This is a genomic window from Pseudonocardia oceanicola, from assembly GCF_047200735.1.
In the GTDB taxonomy this organism is placed as follows: domain Bacteria; phylum Actinomycetota; class Actinomycetes; order Mycobacteriales; family Pseudonocardiaceae; genus Pseudonocardia.
Genome location: NZ_JBJZON010000021.1, coordinates 110,720 through 128,045 on the forward strand (window position 1 = coordinate 110,720; position 17,326 = coordinate 128,045).

Annotated in this window: 15 protein-coding genes; 13 read left to right on the forward strand and 2 right to left on the reverse strand. The window is 61.7% G+C overall.

Features of this window, described 5'->3' with window-relative positions:
* Window positions 1–168: 168 nt before the first annotated feature.
* A complete protein-coding gene (locus ACL02T_RS25635) occupies window positions 169–324 on the forward strand; it encodes a hypothetical protein (protein ID WP_412833322.1) in 156 nt (51 codons plus the stop codon).
* Between the two features lie 197 nt (window positions 325–521).
* Here ACL02T_RS25635 and ACL02T_RS25640 read toward each other — a convergent pair whose 3' ends face one another.
* Together ACL02T_RS25640 and ACL02T_RS25645 are read right to left on the reverse strand one after the other, a co-directional pair.
* Complete coding sequence (locus ACL02T_RS25640; RefSeq protein WP_412833323.1) at window positions 522–1,646, reverse strand: DUF222 domain-containing protein; 1,125 nt, start codon at window positions 1,644–1,646, stop codon at window positions 522–524.
* 111 nt (window positions 1,647–1,757) lie between these two features.
* On the reverse strand, window positions 1,758–3,080 hold the full coding sequence (locus ACL02T_RS25645; RefSeq protein ID WP_412833324.1) for a UDP-glucose dehydrogenase family protein: 1,323 nt from the start codon (window positions 3,078–3,080) through the stop codon (window positions 1,758–1,760).
* Between the two features lie 350 nt (window positions 3,081–3,430).
* On the opposite strand from ACL02T_RS25645, the gene ACL02T_RS25650 reads away from it, so the two are divergent.
* The 12 genes from ACL02T_RS25650 to ACL02T_RS25705 all read left to right on the forward strand — a co-directional run bounded on the left by ACL02T_RS25650 (window position 3,431) and on the right by ACL02T_RS25705 (window position 17,169).
* A complete protein-coding gene (locus tag ACL02T_RS25650) occupies window positions 3,431–4,552 on the forward strand; it encodes a DUF1972 domain-containing protein (protein WP_412833325.1) in 1,122 nt (373 codons plus the stop codon).
* An 11-nt stretch (window positions 4,553–4,563) separates the two neighbouring features.
* On the forward strand, window positions 4,564–5,553 hold the full coding sequence (gene rfbB, locus ACL02T_RS25655; protein ID WP_412833326.1) for a dTDP-glucose 4,6-dehydratase: 990 nt from the start codon (window positions 4,564–4,566) through the stop codon (window positions 5,551–5,553).
* Entirely contained in the window at window positions 5,550–6,158 is a 609-nt protein-coding gene (locus ACL02T_RS25660) for a dTDP-4-dehydrorhamnose 3,5-epimerase family protein (RefSeq protein ID WP_412833327.1), read from the forward strand. The genes rfbB and ACL02T_RS25660 overlap by 4 nt, the downstream gene beginning before the upstream one ends.
* Window positions 6,155–7,075 carry a glucose-1-phosphate thymidylyltransferase RfbA gene (gene rfbA, locus ACL02T_RS25665; RefSeq protein ID WP_412833328.1) on the forward strand — a complete coding sequence of 307 codons (921 nt, stop codon included), beginning with the start codon at window positions 6,155–6,157 and terminating at the stop codon, window positions 7,073–7,075. Before ACL02T_RS25660 ends, rfbA begins: the two co-directional genes overlap by 4 nt.
* 317 nt (window positions 7,076–7,392) lie before the next feature.
* Window positions 7,393–8,844, forward strand: a complete 1,452-nt coding sequence (locus tag ACL02T_RS25670) for a tyrosine-protein kinase domain-containing protein (protein WP_412833329.1) — start codon at window positions 7,393–7,395, stop codon at window positions 8,842–8,844.
* A gap of 1,033 nt (window positions 8,845–9,877) precedes the next feature.
* Window positions 9,878–10,717: a glycosyltransferase family 2 protein gene (locus tag ACL02T_RS25675; RefSeq protein ID WP_412833330.1), complete on the forward strand. Its 840-nt coding sequence runs from the start codon at window positions 9,878–9,880 to the stop codon at window positions 10,715–10,717.
* Entirely contained in the window at window positions 10,714–11,793 is a 1,080-nt protein-coding gene (locus tag ACL02T_RS25680) for a polysaccharide pyruvyl transferase family protein (RefSeq protein WP_412833331.1), read from the forward strand. The genes ACL02T_RS25675 and ACL02T_RS25680 overlap by 4 nt, the downstream gene beginning before the upstream one ends.
* 109 nt (window positions 11,794–11,902) lie before the next feature.
* Window positions 11,903–13,036, forward strand: a complete 1,134-nt coding sequence (locus ACL02T_RS25685) for a Coenzyme F420 hydrogenase/dehydrogenase, beta subunit C-terminal domain (protein WP_412833332.1) — start codon at window positions 11,903–11,905, stop codon at window positions 13,034–13,036.
* Window positions 13,037–13,181: 145 nt separating this feature from the next.
* Entirely contained in the window at window positions 13,182–13,610 is a 429-nt protein-coding gene (locus ACL02T_RS25690) for an acyltransferase (RefSeq protein ID WP_412833340.1), read from the forward strand.
* A gap of 56 nt (window positions 13,611–13,666) precedes the next feature.
* Complete coding sequence (locus ACL02T_RS25695; RefSeq protein ID WP_412833333.1) at window positions 13,667–14,515, forward strand: glycosyltransferase family 2 protein; 849 nt, start codon at window positions 13,667–13,669, stop codon at window positions 14,513–14,515.
* Between the two features lie 373 nt (window positions 14,516–14,888).
* On the forward strand, window positions 14,889–15,911 hold the full coding sequence (locus ACL02T_RS25700) for a hypothetical protein (protein ID WP_412833334.1): 1,023 nt from the start codon (window positions 14,889–14,891) through the stop codon (window positions 15,909–15,911).
* Window positions 15,835–17,169: a lipopolysaccharide biosynthesis protein gene (locus tag ACL02T_RS25705; protein WP_412833341.1), complete on the forward strand. Its 1,335-nt coding sequence runs from the start codon at window positions 15,835–15,837 to the stop codon at window positions 17,167–17,169. The genes ACL02T_RS25700 and ACL02T_RS25705 overlap by 77 nt, the downstream gene beginning before the upstream one ends.
* Window positions 17,170–17,326 lie beyond the last annotated feature (157 nt).

Genomic DNA, 17,326 nt, shown 5'->3' on the forward strand with positions numbered 1-17,326 from the left:
TCCACGACCGCCCACTCCGAGTCCACCGCGGTGGACTCCGGCTCCCGCCGGTGAGTGCCACGCGCCGCCGTCGCCGACTCCGGGTCCACGATTGGCGACGCCCGCTGGTCCAGGCGGAGGGCCCTGCCGACCCTGGTCGTACGGCATCAGTCAAGCGGAGGCGACAGCATGATCCTGATCCGTATCGGCCAGATCTTCTCGTTCCTCGCCGTCGTTGCGGTCGCCGGCCTCATCGGCGGAGTGGTCCTGACGGGACAGGCGGAGCCACCGCAGGTCGAGCACTGCACCACACCCGCCACCCCTGATGCAGCTGCAGGTGGCTGACGACGCGATGACAGGTCCCGCCGCCCCGTGTCAGTGCCGAAGCGAGCCGCGGCGCAGAACCCGCTCAGCTCGCGTGCGGCAGTCACGAGGACGAGCCACGACAGCCATCCTGCCCGCGACGAGGCGGCCGCCTTCACCCAGACCGACCTGGCCCTCGACGACATGACCTCGATGTTGGACAGAGGCGCTCGGCGGGATCAGGGTGGTATCTCCCGCACGAGGTTGTGGAAGGAACACTTCCCCGCCCCGTTGTCCAGTGTGGTCGCCCCGCCCTCCGACCAGCGGTGCAGGTGGTCCAGGTGCCGGATCGGGGCGTCGCAGTGGCGTTCGGTGCAGCGTCCGCGGTCCCGCGACCGGACGAGACCGGCGAGCAGCCCGCCGAAGGCGCGCCTGCGGGACTCGCCGCCGATCACGATCCCGTCCGCGGTGACCAGCCGCCGCCAGGTGGCGCGCCCGGGCTCGACCAGGAGCTCCGCGAGGACCGGGCCGAAGCCCGGCAGCTCCACCGGCAGCGGGCCATCACCGGTCACGAGGGCCTCGACCGGGACCAGGACCTGCACCTCCACGCCGACCACCGGCTCGGCGGGGGTGACGCCGGTGAGCCGCTCGACCACCGTGTCCGCCATGATCTGCCCGGCGGTGCGGGTGACCGGATCCGCACCGACCCAGTGCTCGGTGACGGCCTTGCGCAGCGCCGCGTAACAGCCGACCCCCTGCTCGGCGGGCAGGTAGGCCCGCAGCACGGCCATCCCGTCGGCGGCCGGGCTGAGTGTGACGTGGCGGTCCCGGCGAGCGGCACGGGCGCGCTCGGCGAACTTCTCCGGCGCCACCTCGGCGACCACCATCTTGGCCAGGTCCGCGACCCGCCGCAGCCCCATCGAGGTCAGGTCGTGGGCGGCGAGCCGTGCGTCCACCTCGACCCGCTCCTCGGGCTCGAGGTGCGAGGCGGCAGCGATGATGGCCGCGACCTTCGCCTGGTCCAGCTCCCCGACGCCGAAGAGCTCGCGGACCCGGTCGAACCCCGCGTGCAGGTCCCGGCCGATCCGCAGCTGGGCCCGGGCCCGGGTCGGCGAGACCCGAAGGGCGTACCCCAACCGCTCGACGAGCCGCGCCTCGACCTGCTCCAGGGTGACGTGCTCGGCGGCCACCTGCGGCAACCGCTCCTGCACCTCGGCGCGCGCGAACGCCCGCACCGCCTCGGCCAGCTCGGCCTCGATCTGGTTGCGCAGCGCGACGAGCCCCTCCAACCGAGCCAGCTCCACGGCAGCGGTCGAGACGCCGGGCACGGCGGTCTCGATCGGTGACGCGAGGGCTGCGGACATGGGGACAGCCTAGCGGAAGTCGACCTTGGAGTCGAACGTGTGTTCGATCGAGTACGGTCCCGTCAGCCAGCCGAGCACCCCGTGGCCGGGTGAACTCGTGGCCCACCACGCTCAGCCGGAGTGGCGACGCCCCAGCGCCCGGTAGCTCCACCCCGCGGCTTCCCACTTGTCCCGGTCGAGCGCGTTGCGCCCGTCGAGCACCCGCTTCTGCCGGACGACCGTGCCGAACTCCCCCGGGTCCAGCTCACGGAACTGCCTCCACTCCGTCAGCAGGAGTACCGCGTCGGCTCCCTTCGCCGCTTCCTCCGGGGTGTCGGCGTAGTCGATCTGCGGCCACTGCTTCTTGCAGTTCTCGATAGCGGCCGGGTCCGTCACGACGACGTTCGCGCCCTGCAGCTGCAGCTGCGCGGCCACGTTGAGCGCGGGCGAGTCCCGGATGTCGTCGGACTCCGGCTTGAACGCCGCCCCGAGCACCGCCACCCGCTTGCCCAGCAGCGACCCGTCGAGCACCTCACGCGCCAGCTCCACCATGCGGATCCGCCGCCGCATGTTGATGTTGTCGACCTCCCGCAGGAAGGTCAGCGCCTGGTCCGCACCCAGCTCGCCGGCCCGCGCCATGAACGCCCGGATGTCCTTGGGCAGGCAGCCGCCGCCGAACCCCAGGCCGGCGTTGAGGAACTTCCGGCCAATCCGGTCGTCGTAGCCGATCGCGTCGGCGAGCTGCTTGACGTCGGCCCCGGTCGCCTCGCACAACTCCGCCATGGCGTTGATGAAGGAGATCTTCGTGGCCAGGAACGAGTTGGCCGCGGTCTTCACCATCTCCGCGGTCGCGTAGTCGGTCACCACTTTGGGCGTCCCGACGGCGACGATGGGTGCGTACACCTCGTCGAGCAGCGCCTCCGCCGCACCTCCGGTCTCGTCCTGCGGAAGGCCGTAGACGAGGCGGTCCGGCCGCAACGTGTCCTGCACCGCGAACCCCTCACGGAGAAACTCGGGATTCCACGCCAGCGCGGCGCCGGGCGCCTTCTCGGCCAAGAGCTCCGCAAGCCGCGCTGCGGTACCCACAGGCACCGTCGACTTCCCCACCACCAGCTCGCCCGGCTGGAGCACGCCGAGCAGCGATTCGACCGCACCCTCCACGTACTGCAGATCTGCCGCATACTCGCCACGCCTCTGCGGCGTCCCGACACAGACGAAATGCATCTGGCACCCCACCGCCTCCGCCAGGTCGGCGCTGAACCTCAACAGCCCCGACCCGAGCGACCCGGTGAGCAACTCCTCGAACCCGGGCTCGAAGAACGGCGTCCGCCCCTTCGCCAGAAGCCCGATCCTGGAGGCGTCGACATCGACACCGATCACCTCATGCCCGAGCTCGGCCATGGATGCTGCATGAACAGCCCCCAGGTACCCGCAGCCGATCACCGACAGCTTCATCGAGTTCCTCTCGCCTGTACTTCCGCGAACTGTCGCTCACCGACCGTCATGGCGCGCAGCGTAGAGCGAGAAGGACCACACTGCGCATCGCGCACTATGTCTACGGTTACGCCGTACGCCACTCGCTCGTACTGCATTAGGCCTAAAACCGTGTGCACCGTTCGTCGCCTGACAACCTGTTCGTGGCGGTGAACGTACTGCGGTGCTCAGTTACTGTCGCGTGATTCTCGCGCACACCCTGTAACGCGCGCCGCCGAGCGGCCGACGGACCCAGTGCTCCCCCAGCGAGGTCCGCCACTGCCGTCGAGACCTCTCGTTGCACGCTCCCCACCTGTTCCAGGAGTCTCCCCTTGCGCATCGCCATGATCGGCACCCGCGGTGTTCCCGCCCGGTACGGCGGCTTCGAGACCGCGGTCGAGGAGATCGGGCTCCGCCTGGTGAAGGCGGGCCACGAGGTGCGCGTGTACTGCCGGGGCGACGACGACACGGCCGAGTACCTGGGGATGCACCGCGTCCTGTGCCCGGCGTTGAAGCACCCCGTCGCCGAGACGCTGAGTCACACGGCGCTCTCGGTCGCGCACCTCCTCCGTCGTCGCACCGACGTCGCGCTGGTCTTCAATGCGGCCAACGCTCCGCTCCTGCCGCTGATCAGAGCCGCACGGATTCCGGTTGCTGTCCACGTCGACGGCCTGGAATGGAAGCGAGCCAAGTGGGGTCCCGTGGGCCGCCGCTACTACCTCGCGAACGAACGCCTTTCCGTAGCACTCGCGGACGAGCTCATCGCGGACGCCGTCGGGATTCAGGACTACTACCTCGAGCGCTATCGGGCGCCGAGCATGTTCATCCCCTACGGCGCCCCCATTCAGGAACACTGCGACTTCGTCAGGCTGCGCGAGCTCGAGCTCGACGCCCGCGGTTATCACCTGGTGGTCGCGCGGCTCGAGCCGGAGAACCACGTCGACGTCATCATCGAGGGCTATCTGCGGAGCAGGGCCACCAAACCGCTCGTGGTGGTCGGGTCCGTCCCGTACCCGAGTGACCACGAACGCCGCATCCAGGACCTCGCCGCGCGGGATGCGCGGGTCAGGCTCGTCGGCGGCGTCTGGGATCAGGACCTGCTCGACGCGCTCTACGCCGGCGCCGCGAGCTACCTCCACGGCCACTCCGTGGGGGGCACGAACCCCTCGCTCCTCCGGGCGATGGGCGCCGGCGCCAACGTCATCGCCTGGGACGTCAACTTCAACCGCGAGGTGCTCGGCTCCTACGGCACGTTCTTCGCGAGCCCGCAGCAGTTGGGCGAGCGCATCGAGGTGACCGAGGCGGACCTCCCCGCGGCCGAGGCCAACGGCGTCGGCGCGCGGGAGCGCGCGGCCGACGCCTACCGCTGGGACGACGTCGCGCTCGAGTACGAGCAGCTCTGTCTCGATCTCCTGAACCGCACCCGTTCGCGACGTCACCGCACCCGAATCTGAGAGAAGAGGACATGCGGATCCTGGTCACCGGCGGGGCCGGCTTCATCGGCTCCAGCTACGTCCGTCGAGCCTTGACCGGCGCCTATCCCGCCATCGACGCTGCCGAGATCGTCGTCCTCGACGCCTTGACCTACGCGGGGACGATGACCAACCTGTCCGAGGTCGCGGAGTCCCCGCGCTTTCGGTTCATCGAAGGCGACATCCGGGACGCCGCCCTCGTCTCCGAGACGATGCGTGGCACGGACGTCGTGGTCCACTTCGCCGCGGAGTCCCACGTCGACCGTTCGATCGCCGGCGCCGCGGACTTCGTGTCGACGAACGTGGTCGGCACCCAGGTCCTCCTGCAGGCCGCGCTCGACGCCGGCGTCCAGAAGTTCGTCCACGTGTCGACGGACGAGGTCTACGGGTCGATCGACGAGGGCTCCTGGCCGGAGGACCATCCCCTCCTGCCGAACTCGCCGTACTCGGCCTCGAAGGCGTCGTCGGACCTCCTGGCCCGCGCCTACCACCGGACCCACGGCCTGCCGGTCTGCATCACGCGGTGCTCGAACAACTACGGGCGCCACCAGTTCCCCGAGAAGGTCATCCCGCTGTTCGTCACGAACCTGCTCGACGGCAGGAAGGTGCCGCTCTACGGGGACGGCCTGAACGTACGGGACTGGCTCCACGTCGACGATCACTGCCGCGGGATCCAGCTGGTCGTCGAGGGCGGCCGCCCCGGCGAGGTCTACAACATCGGCGGCGGCACCGAGATGACGAACCGGGACCTCACCTACCGCCTCCTCGCCGCGGTCGGCGCCGACGAGTCGATGATCGAGCCGGTCGCCGACCGCAAGGGGCACGACCGCCGCTACTCCGTCGACTGGTCGAAGATCGCCGACGAGCTCGGCTACTCGCCGCAGGTCTCGATCGACGAAGGCCTCGCCGACGTCGTGGACTGGTACCGCACCCGCCGCGACTGGTGGGAGCCGCTCAAGGCCGGAAGCGCGGTGGCGCGATGAAGGCCTTCGAACTCAGCATCCCGGGCGCCTGGGTCTTCGAGCCCACGGTCTTCCCCGACAACCGCGGCCAGTTCGCGGCACCCTTCCAAGCAGCAGCCTTCCGCGAGGCACTCGGCTTCGACCTGGTGCTCGGGCAGGTCAACCAGAGCATTTCTGCCCGCGGCGTCATTCGCGGTGTGCACTTCTCGGATGTCCCGCCCAGCCAGGCCAAGTACATCTCGTGCGCCCGCGGGTCGCTCGTCGACGTCATCGTCGACATCCGTGTGGGCTCCCCGACCTTCGGCGCTGTCGAGACCGTCGAGTTGGACCCGACGAGTGGACGCTCCGTCTACATCGCGGAGGGCCTGGGCCACGCCTTCGTCGCCCTCGAGGACGACACGACCATGACCTACCTCTGCTCGACGGGCTACAACCCGGGCAGCGAGCACGGCATCTCCCCGCTCGACCCCGAGTTGGGCATCCCGTGGCCGACGGGCGTCCCGCAGATCCTCTCCGACAAGGACGCCGCGGCGCCGACGCTGGCCGAAGCAAAGAAGACCGGGCTCCTTCCCTCCTGGGAGGCCTGCCAGGTGCTGTACCGCTCGCAGCGGGAGGGTCAGCGATGAAGGGCATCATCCTGGCCGGCGGCTCCGGCACGCGCCTCTACCCGATCACGCGCGCGGTGTCGAAGCAGCTCCTGCCGGTCTACGACAAGCCGATGATCTACTACCCGTTGTCGACGCTCATGCTCGCCGGCATCAGGGACATCCTCATCATCAGCACGCCCGACGACCTGCCCGGCTTCCAGCGTCTCTTGGGCGACGGCTCCGACCTAGGCCTCAACCTCTCCTACGCGGAGCAGCCCTCGCCCGACGGACTGGCTCAGGCGTTCATTATCGGCGCCGACCACGTGGGCGACGACCTCTCCGCCCTGGTCCTTGGCGACAACATCTTCCACGGCCCCGGTTTCTCCGGCCGCCTCAAGCAGAGCGTGCAGGGTCTCCGACGCGGCGCGGATGGCTGCGTGCTGTTCGGCTACCCTGTCAAAGATCCGGAGCGTTACGGCGTCGCCGAAGCGGACTCGACTGGTCGGCTCATCTCCATCGAGGAGAAGCCCGAGAATCCCCGCTCAGACCGAGCGATCACTGGCCTCTACCTCTACGACACCCAAGTCGTCGACATCGCCAGGTCCCTCAAGCCCTCCGCCCGCGGCGAGTTAGAGATCACCGATATCAACGAGGTCTACCTCCGTCAAGGCACAGCACGCCTCATCGACCTCGGCCGGGGCTTCGCATGGCTCGATACCGGCCTGCATGACTCCCTTCTCGAAGCTGGTCAGTATGTCCAGGTACTCGAGCATCGTCAAGGTGTCCGAATAGCCTGCATTGAGGAGATTGCACTGCGGATGGGCTACATCAACGCTGAACACTGCGCAAAACTTGCCGAATTGCAAGCTAAATCACCGTATGGGCAGTACGTGCGAACCGTCGCACGGTCCTACGACAACCGCCATGAAGGCAAGGCAGTTGCCGAAGCAGATTGAATGTGAGAGGAAACACGGCACAGCGTCACGCCCTGTTGCGCCACCCCAAACCCTCACCCTGTTGATGGAGACAGTGATCGCACCGGATACCAGCGTCAAAGGCGTGCGTTTCCATTACCCGCGCTCGGGCAACTACGACGATCTCCCATAATGGTGTTTGAGCAGACACATCACGAGAACCACTCGCTGAACAGCTATGCACTGCCAGAAATCAACAGCCTCCACTGCAGCCAAGTCGCTTCGTCGCTTACTCGTCCGTAAGCCATTCAGCAGGAAGACGAAATGGCCAGCGAACACTACAGACAAGGCTAAGAATAATGACCAGCCCCGCTCAACCGGCCGAGACCGCAAAGCGACTACTCCAACCAGACCGCGCGCTCAACGCGATTCGATCTAACTGGCTCACTATCCTTTCACTTGCGCTCCTCGGCTGTATTTCCTCCATCATCGCATCCTGGCTCACACCGCCCAAGTATCAGACCAGTCTCACTATGTACGTGAGTGCGCAGGCCACTGAGACCGCGAGCGCGGCATACCAAGGGGCACAGCTGTCGCAGCAACGGGTCTCATCATACGTTCAACTCATTAAGTCTCCAACAGTCATGCAGGACGTTGCACAGCTGAGCGGACTTGACTTAACCCCGGCTGAGCTAAGCAAGATGGTATCAGCGTCCAGCGCCGTAGATACAGTCCTAATAAACATAAGTGTCGAAGGTGACAGGCCTGAACACGTAGTGGCCATCGCTAACGCAACCGGTCTCGCAATGAGCAACCTGGTCGGCGAGCTAGAGAAGCCAACGACACCGAATGGCGTACCCGCAGTCGCGATTCGCGTGGTGGACGCCGCATCGCTGCCATCTAGCCCTTCATCGCCAAGCGCGACGACATACGTCCTCGCCGGCTCCATCACCGGCCTCATCCTTGGCCTAGCTACTGCCTTTGTACGAAACCACTACGACGACGCCATCCTCGACGCAGATCAGGCACGGGAAATTTTGCATGCGCCGCTGCTCGGATCAATCTCTTACGACCCGGGAGTCGAGAAGCAACCCATCGGCGCAATTAAGGATGACCAATCCCCTCGCGCCGAAGCTTACAGGCACATACGGACCAATCTGCAGTTCATTGGTATAGATAAAGCACCAAGAACCATCCTAATAACGAGTTCGCTCTCTGAAGAAGGAAAAACGACAACAACCATCAATCTTGCGGTTGCCCTGGGCGCGACTGGGAGCCGAGTGCTCCTGATTGACGCAGACCTTCGGCGGCCCAGCGTATCCAGGACGCTCGGTATCGAAGACTCCGTGGGGCTGACCAGCGTCCTAACACATCGGACCCATGTAAACGCTGCAATCCAGAATTGGTCCGGCAGGTTCGAAGTCCTTGCAAGTGGCCAGCTTCCCCCTAACCCGAGCGAACTCCTGGCGTCTCGGCAAATGAGCGGTCTGCTAAGCGAGCTTCGCCAACGGTATGACTACATCCTGATCGACTCTCCGCCACTCCTTCCCGTGACCGATGCGGCAGCCCTTGCACCCGCAGTCGATGGGGTGGTTCTCGTTTGTCGCTATCGTCGCACGAAGGCAAAGGATCTTCGATCAGCGGCCCATACGCTTACCGGCAAATCAGTTACAGTACTCGGGGTAGTTTTGTCAATGGTGCCGTCCAACGGGCCTCACGCCTACTCCCGGTACCACTCCTACTACCAGAGAACTAGCAGCTCTATTGACGGGAACCACCGCTCCAGCAGCAAGGCAAACAATCAGAGATGACGAACCTGTCAGAGCACGAAGCGTCCACCACCGCGGTTGTCGAACTCGTTAATCCGCTGCCTGAGCCGCTGGAGCACTATGCGCAGGCAGTTAAAGATACCCTCCTCCGTGCAGGAGTACCTACAACGATCCGCAGTGAACGCTACGCAGGCACCGGAAGGTTCCGGCGGTCTAGTCAGGTGAGACAACTGCTGCGAACACTCTTCCTTCGTCGCAGGTACTCCCAGACACCGAAGCTCGTGCTCTGGCCGCTCTTTGGCGAACTTGAGCCACTAATTTGGGCAACAACCGGACAGAAGAATGTCACAATCGTTGCCCACGATCCCACCCCTCTAACCGCCCGCGCTCGCGGCTACAGCTACCCTTCACGCTTCCTTGGCCAAACCTGCGCTCATATCCGGTCGACTACGCACATTGTCCACTCTCAACGGGCCTTAACCGACATCGCAGCACGAGGGTGGAAAGACCCCCTACTCCTACCGCACCCGTACTCCGAGCGGGCCTCGTACTCAAAACCCCAAGATAGCCGCGCTGTGATACTTGGCCAATTCAAGGCCGCACGATCAATCGAGTGGTTGCCAAACCTCGGACATCTCCTCAACATTCACGGCTTCCAATGCGAGATCCACGGGAAGGGGTGGCCCCAGATCCCGCGCTGGAACGTTGCCGCTAGATTCCTAACTGAACCGCAGTTCGATATGACGCTGTCTCGAAGCACCGTCATTATACTCCCATATGCGCGCGTCTTCCAGAGTGGCGTCGCAGTGCGGGCGGCTGAGCGCGGCGTGCCCGTGGTCGGGCCACTCGAAAGCAACATCAGCGACATCTTCGGCCTCGACTGGCCCGGGCTTGTCGCGGAACCATCGGATCCAACGGCATGGTTCGAGGCGATCACAACCGTCGAAAGTATCCCTCGGATTGAAGTCGCGCGTCGCGTCGCACGCTGGAAATCCACCATTGACACCGCGTGGGCTGCGTACGCCCGAAAGTTCACATCTCGCGACCCTTTCGATCACGACCACAAGGAGTAGCCGTGTTGGGAATCGTTATCGTCTACTACAACCAACCGCAGCTAATACGCCAGACCATCAAGCTGCTCGCGGAGGACGAATCGATACCCGAGCATCGGATTGTAGTCGTAGACAACAACTCTGATCTGCCGTGTCCGAGAGATCTAGCAAGTACGACTGTGAAAATACATCGTGCCTCCATCAATGGCGGCTACGCATTCGCCGTCAACACCGGCATTGAGTATCTACTTGAGACGACGCCGACCGAGATCGACACTATTCTAGTAGCCACACATGAGGTGCTCTTTGCTCCGAACTGCGTAAGCGAGCTATACACGGCGCTGCAGTTCCTGCCATCGCATTGCGTGGTTGGGCCCGCGATGCACGAGGGTCACCTCGACGGACCAATTTGGTCCTTTGGCGGCTACTTCACGCGGGCCGGCCGAGCACTCCACTCCTCTGTCGACGAAGGCTCAGCCACCGTGCCTGCAGCTTGGATTGACGGCGCGGCCATGATGTTCTCATTAGAGTCCTGGAGGCAAGTGGGAGGTCTGGACGAGGGTTACTTCCTCTACTTCGAGGAGATCGACTTCTGCCAGCGGTTGGCCTCGATCGGGGGGACGGTCTCCTGTATCGGCTCCGCTCGCGCAGCTCAGTCGATGGGGGATCAAACACCTCGTTTGAAGTTTCGCAATGGAATCTACTATCATTGGCGTTGGTCAAGGCGACGCACTTTGCTGACCTGGATTGCAGCTGAGACCGTGCGGTTGATTATCCGCCATCCAAGCCGTGTTGCACAGGCGCTCGACGGCGCGCGGCTTGGGCTAGATTGGGTTAAGAACGCCAAGGGCGGTCAGCTATGAAGGCACTCGTTCTTTGGGCCGATAGGCACTCTACAAACCTCGGTGTCCAGGCCCTCGCCTCGGGAACCAGCCAAATGCTCCAGAGGATCACGCCCGGCGCAGCGATCGACTTCCAAAGCTATGGGCCCGGCCCGGCGCCTGTGCCGTTGAGCCTGCGATCAATTTGCAGATCGATGTCTGGAGTTGATACACGTCTGACAGCGTGGCTTCAAGGATACGATGTCGTGATCGACACCTCGGCAGGTGACAGTTTTACCGACATTTACGGCAAGCGGCGCCTACTTGAGATGTCACTCACGCGCGCTCTTGCGGTACGGGCCGGTGTACCAACCGTTCTCGGTCCTCAGACGATAGGACCGTTCGGCACTCCCCTGACTCGAGGTTTCGCTCGTTGGTCTCTTTCGGGAGTCGACAGCATCATGGCGCGGGATTCTGCGAGCCTGAGGAGCCTTTCGAAATCTCTGGCCTGCAGCGGAGACTTAGCGACCGACGTAGTATTCGCGATACCATTGCAACAAGCTTGCCGTCAGGGACCAGATGTTCTGTTCAATGTCTCTGGTCTCCTGTGGCAGCAGAACACCCATATTGATAATGAAATGTATCGCAAGGCTTGCGTGAGGTACTGCGAGTCGCTTCTAGCCCGCGGCATGACGGTGGAGATCTTTCCACACGTGCTCGCGTCATCGCATCCAGATAATGACGTGACGGCTGCGGCAGATCTCTCAGCACGACTGAATGGACTCGCCATCACGACACCGACTGGACTCGACGACGCACGAGGCCATATTGCCTCCAGTCGACTTGTGGTCGGAGCTCGTATGCACGCGTGCTTGAACGCACTTTCACTTGGTATTCCGACTATTCCTTGGTCCTATTCGCTCAAGTTCAAGCCGCTCCTGGCAGACCTCGGCTGGGCCCATGAAGTCGACTTGAGGCAGACCGATCCGACCGATTACACGCGCCAATGTGATGAACTTCTACTGTCCACTGGGCCTGATTTGCTTGCACCCGTCCTTGATATCGCACAGGCAGGCCTGAGCTCATACGAGGACCGTCTTCGATCTATCATCGAGTAGGGAAATGCGAATTTCGACTAAAGGTCCGGGCTTCGGTCCCGCCTCGGTTGCCGCCTCTGGGAACTGCTCGGGATGCGGCGCGTGCTCTCTGATCTCAGAAGACGTTCAGATGAGACTAAGCGCAGAGGGCTTCCTTCGTCCTTCAAGTAGACAATCAGCGAAGCCTCCCGAACTTCGTGGTTCTGCTGAGCGGGCCGTCTTCGCAGAAGTGTGCCCCGGACTCTCGGTCTTGCGTCCAGAACGATCCGCCGAGCACAAGTTTGACAAATACTTCGGAGCATACCTCGCCGTTTGGAGAGCATGGTCGAGCGATGACGCGCTGCGTCTGGCAGGCAGCAGCGGCGGCGTCATCTCAGCGATTACGTCCTATCTAGTAGAGACTGGCGAAGATAGATATGTTGTCAGTACCGCGCCGGAAGACGGAGATCCTACGAGGGCTGCTCCAACAGTTGCGCGTTCTGCCGATTCCGTTATGGCCTCCGCAGGGTCACGCTATGCGCCCGTCGCGACACTCGGATCGTTTTCACGAGCTACATATGAATCGTCGGCAGCAATTGTCGCCAAGCCTTGCGAAGCGTCGGCAGCCAGAGCGTTGGGGATCAAATCTCCAGTAGTTATTAGCTTCTTCTGTGCAGGGGTTCCTAGTCAGGACGCCACAACTCGTCTGGTCGAGCGGCTTGGAGCGCGAGTGGGCGCTATCGCTCAGCTCTGGTATCGCGGGCATGGGTGGCCCGGCTGCTTCACCGTGAAAGAGTCCTCTGGTCGTGAGAGTCGCATGACCTACCGCGAGTCGTGGGGTGAGCACCTTGGTCCGACGATGCAATGGCGGTGCAAGGTCTGCGTCGATGGGGTCGGCGAAGCGGCTGACTTGTCGGTTGGTGACCTGTGGGAGACCGATAAGGATGGTTATCCTCTTTTCGAGGAAAGGCCTGGCGTCAGCGCGCTCATCGCCCGCACGCCCCGTGGCTTGACCCTGGTGCAGGAGTTGGTCGCAAGAGGCGTCCTATCAGCGGAGGAGATTGGCGTTGATGAACTGTATCCTGTTCAACCGCATCAAGTCGGACGTCGAAGCACCCTGCCTGGCCGGCTCATCGGGGCTCATCTGGGCGGCCGTAAGGTGCCCAGCTACCCTGGGTATGGCCTCCCTTCGCTATTCTGGGAGAAGCCCTTGCGGAACATTCGAGCACTTCTCGGCTCATTGATTAGAGCTCGCCGTTCCGCCGACAACTCCCCTGAGACTTGAGGAGACGCTGCTTCTAATGCCTAACATCTCGTTGCGTCGACGGGTTGGCGGCCTGCTTTACGGCGGCGCGCTATTTCTGGCGTTTCTTATTGGCAGGATTCCGAATCATCTCGTCCGCGTCGGCTGTTACCGCCGACTGTTTCGAATGTCAATCGGTCGAGGGTCGTGTTTTCACTGGCGCGCTGTATTCTTCGACCCCTGGGGAATTTCGATTGGGTCAAACACTATCATCGGAAATGACTGCTTTTTTGACGGGCGACGCGGTGTGACCATTGGTGACAACGTCAACATCTCAGGCCATGTACAGATCTTTACACTTGAGCATGATCCACAGGATCGCTCTTTTGCGACAACTGGGGGCCCGGTATCGATTGGCTCACGTGCATACATAGCGACGCGTTCTATAATTCTCCCTGGGGTTGCGATCGGCGAGGGATCAGTGGTGGCTGCTGGCGCCGTGGTGACGAAGGACGTCCCGGCGTTCACCATTGTAGGCGGCATACCGGCCCGTAAGATTGGTGATCGAGATCCTGAGATAGACTATACTTTGGGCTACCACTTACCTTTCCAGTGATTCTGCTCTGCCGCCTCTAACCTTCACCTGAACGCCCTTTCGAGAGGGATGCGATTATGTCAGAACCAGATGATTCAGTCGATATTCTCATGATCACTCATCAAAGACCTGAGTATGTGGCGCTGTCATTGCCCCGCCTCCTCGAGACGGTCGACGCTCGAACTCACGTGTGGCTTTGGCATAACGGTAGTGACGAGGCGACGCTCAAGGTCGTGAAAGATTACGTTAACCACCCCCAAGTTTCCGAGTTCTTCTGGAGTAAGGAGAATGTCGGGATTCGAGCACCGACGAACTGGATGTGGGCTCGATCTCAAGCCACATATATCTCGAAAGTCGATGATGATTGCTTGGTTTCGCCAGGCTGGATCGAACACTTCCGATCAATGCATCGCGGCAATGCACTGTTGGGTGTCGTTGGGAGTTGGCGATTCTACGATGAAGACTTCAACCCGTTGACCGCGATGAGCAAGGTCCGTAAGACGGCTTCGGGGAATAGGATTATGCTCAATCATTGGGTGCAGGGGAGCGGCTACCTCGCAAAACGTAGCCTTACTGATCAGATTGGCTTGATCCGTGAGGGTGAGTCATTCCCTGACTGGTGCATTCGTGCTGCGCAAGCGGGCTATTTCAACGGTTGGGCTTTTCCCTTCCTGCACGAGGAGCACATGGACGACCCCCGATCACCATGGACGCTGTATCGTGACGATGCCATCTTCCAGCAGCTTCTTCCACTTTCTGCCAAGCAGACCGGGGTAACTACAGTCAACGAGTGGACTGGGCAAATGCAAAGGTCGGCTAGCGTTGTACAGTCCGCAACGCTCGACCATCGATCATACAGAGGATGGCGGCTGCGCGTATCGCGCCTGCGCCGTCGTTTAATGCGTTTGTTGGGATATGCGCGGTGAAATGTCGGGCGATGGGCGTCTTTCGTCTGCTGTGGCAGGCCCTGTGAGGTCCAGTAAGATCGCTCTGTCGACTGCTCCCCCGATCATTCTGCTCATGGTGGTCTGGGCTGGAATGCCTGAGACCGTCATGCTCGCTATTCTGACGGTTGCGGCAGCAGGAGCATGGGTCCTGCGTAACAGGCCCCAGATCCTTCTAGCGCTATGGCTGCTCACTATGGTCATGGTGCCGCCGTGGACATTTGCGGTCGTTGGCGGTGTCCGCCTATCGGGGCTAACCATGGCGTCCGGTTTCGTTGTGCTGAGCTGCCTCTGCAGCCATCGACCTATCCGACCTTCCGTAGTAGATTTCTTGGCGGTTCTACTCGCGACGTCCGTGATCGTTGCTGTGGCACTGCACGGCACACCTGCTCACATCTTCTCGCAAGTGTTTGGTGAGTGGCTATTGTGTTATCTAGCTGGTAGGTTACTTGTTGGACGAGGCGTGGATCTCCGACTTATCTTTCGCACAGCTGTCTTTCTTGCTATTTTTGCACTGTTTCAGCTGGCGACTGGTTTCAATTTCGCGGTGTTGCCTCCATTCAACATTGTAGTCGGCGCAGCGAACTGGACGAGTCTTCAGGTTCGAGCAGACATGGTCCGTGCGGAAGTGACGCTTGGTCACTCCATCGCACTGGGAGGAATCCTTGCCTGCGGCTCGGCCTTCCTTGTCTTCGAGCGAGATCGTGTCGTCAGGTACATTGGGTTCGCGATTATTTGGGGGGGCATTTTCGCAACTGCAAGTCGCGGCGCCGTTGTCGCTGGCGCCGTAGTCGCTGTCGCAATGGCCATCAGCTCCAGGCTCTCGACAGCGCATAAACTCATAGTCGTGGCGGTCGTGTCGGCGGCGGGATATTTCGTCAGTCTATCGTTCGTCGACTTGATTGCAGTCGATGCCGGTGCTGAGGCATCAGATAGTGCGGACTACCGAGCCGGCCTCGTCGGTCTGTTCGGCTATCTCAACTTGTTTGGCGTTGGTGACTACGCCCGAGTAGCAGGGGGAGGCGGCGTATACACTTGGGGTCGATTCCAATCTATTGACAACGGATACCTGTTTCTCGGGCTATACGCTGGTTGGCTTGCACTTGCACTGATGTCGCTAGTCTTCATGGCTTCTCTGGCTGTCGGAATAAGACGTTGGGGAGCACTGGAGGCTGCATCGCTTGGCTTCGCGACAATGCTCTTGTTTGTTGCTCCTATTACACAGTTTCAGTGCTTCGGCTGGATGCTCTTGGGCCTATCGGCGGGAATTGGACCGCGAGGTCGTCGACTCGACGCCGTCAATGGCTCAAGGGGCTGGGCGACGCTACTTCCATCCGGCGGCGGAAAGGGACGCGTTGATCTGGAAGGCCCTGCATAGTCCTTCGGCGATAGCTGCCGCCAGGGTCGCGTCGTCCGTACTCAACCTCGTCAGCGCCCCACTAGTTGCGAGGGGTTTGGGTGCGGAAGGACGAGGTCTCGTTGCCGCTGGCCTCGCCGCCCTGGCGATCTTGCCGATTGTTGTGGGATTTGGACTCCCCCTGGTTGTTCGAAGGCGTGCCCTAGAGGAACCAGATGAAGCTTTGGTTCGGACGGCAAGGTTGCTTGCTGCGCAGCTTCTAGTACCTTCTTGCATATTTGCCGCTCTTTTCGATCAACTTTTGTTTTCGAGTCAGGAGCCAGCGGCGCGGCTGATCATGGCAGTCGGCCTAGCCTTGTCGCCTTTGATTGTAGTCCGGAATATTGATGTAAGCGTGTTGATTGTCCGACAGAACTATGGAGGGATCTCTCTCTGCTACTTTCTGCAGCCTGTTCTTTACGTAGCGAGTGTGCTTGTTCTTTGGATTTTCGATTGCATTTCCGTTTCGTCGGTTCTTGGTGCTAATGTTGGCTCTTCTCTGGCGTCGCTGATCCTTACTAGCCGCCTTGTGCGAGTGTCAATACGCGGCGAGCGCAATGTGATGTGGCCAATGGCTTGGGAGTCCGGCCGAATAGGCGGCTCACAAGTTGCGGAGGTTGCATCGAGTCGCCTCGACCAACTTGTGGCGCTTCCGTTGATCGGTGCGAGTGAGTCGGGCCTGTACGCTATCGCGGTAACCATATCGGCGCTTCCGCTCGTTTTCTCCCATGCCCTAGGTGCAGCAATCTTCTCTCCGATTGGGCGCATGTCGGAGCCAGACCGCAGTCGCTATGCTTCTGTCGCAGTTCGACTTTCTTTGGCTGGCGGTATCGTCGCAACTGCTCCTATTGCCATGGCCTCGCCATTTTTGGTTCCGGTCATCTTCGGGAGTGACTTCGCCGAAAGCGTGGCGGCTACCCTCGTTTCGCTATGCGCAAGTCCACTAACTATGGCAACGTATGTTGCTGGTGCGCTGATGGTCGCCCGCGGGCGCGGAGGGGTACTAGCTTGGATCCAAGTTGCCGGCACTGCCGTCGATGTGCTGCTGGTCTTCGTTCTAGGCGCAAATTTTGGCGCTCTCGGGTTTTCTATTTGCTCGTCTCTTTCCTACGCTCTCGTATGTATTCTTTGTTTGTTATTTGGTGACTTTCGATGGAAGTCGCTAGTACCGCGGCTTCGCGATCCGCTTATGTTCTGTGGACTGCTGACAGGCCATCGGCGCGCTGATTCTATTCTATGATGGATTGGAGCTTAGCGTTGATTTGTGTCACATATATGCAGTTCCGCCCTGCTGCAATCTCTCATCAAGTCGAGGGCGTCTTCTGCTGTGTGTTATGTCTCAGGACATGGGTGACGAGTCTGTGTCAGGACATCGGTGACACTGGGGGTGCTCTTGG

Excerpts from the sequence above, each read along its gene's own strand:
- ACL02T_RS25635 (WP_412833322.1), top strand. The coding sequence starts at position 169 with ATGATCCTGATCCGTATCGGCCAGATCTTCTCGTTCCTCGCCGTCGTT.
- ACL02T_RS25640 (WP_412833323.1), bottom strand. The coding sequence starts at position 1,646 with ATGTCCGCAGCCCTCGCGTCACCGATCGAGACCGCCGTGCCCGGCGTC.
- ACL02T_RS25645 (WP_412833324.1), bottom strand. The coding sequence starts at position 3,080 with ATGAAGCTGTCGGTGATCGGCTGCGGGTACCTGGGGGCTGTTCATGCA.
- rfbB (WP_412833326.1), top strand. The coding sequence starts at position 4,564 with ATGCGGATCCTGGTCACCGGCGGGGCCGGCTTCATCGGCTCCAGCTAC.
- ACL02T_RS25660 (WP_412833327.1), top strand. The coding sequence starts at position 5,550 with ATGAAGGCCTTCGAACTCAGCATCCCGGGCGCCTGGGTCTTCGAGCCC.
- rfbA (WP_412833328.1), top strand. The coding sequence starts at position 6,155 with ATGAAGGGCATCATCCTGGCCGGCGGCTCCGGCACGCGCCTCTACCCG.
- ACL02T_RS25670 (WP_412833329.1), top strand. The coding sequence starts at position 7,393 with ATGACCAGCCCCGCTCAACCGGCCGAGACCGCAAAGCGACTACTCCAA.
- ACL02T_RS25680 (WP_412833331.1), top strand. The coding sequence starts at position 10,714 with ATGAAGGCACTCGTTCTTTGGGCCGATAGGCACTCTACAAACCTCGGT.
- ACL02T_RS25685 (WP_412833332.1), top strand. The coding sequence starts at position 11,903 with ATGAGACTAAGCGCAGAGGGCTTCCTTCGTCCTTCAAGTAGACAATCA.
- ACL02T_RS25690 (WP_412833340.1), top strand. The coding sequence starts at position 13,182 with ATGTCAATCGGTCGAGGGTCGTGTTTTCACTGGCGCGCTGTATTCTTC.
- ACL02T_RS25695 (WP_412833333.1), top strand. The coding sequence starts at position 13,667 with ATGTCAGAACCAGATGATTCAGTCGATATTCTCATGATCACTCATCAA.
- ACL02T_RS25705 (WP_412833341.1), top strand. The coding sequence starts at position 15,835 with ATGGCTCAAGGGGCTGGGCGACGCTACTTCCATCCGGCGGCGGAAAGG.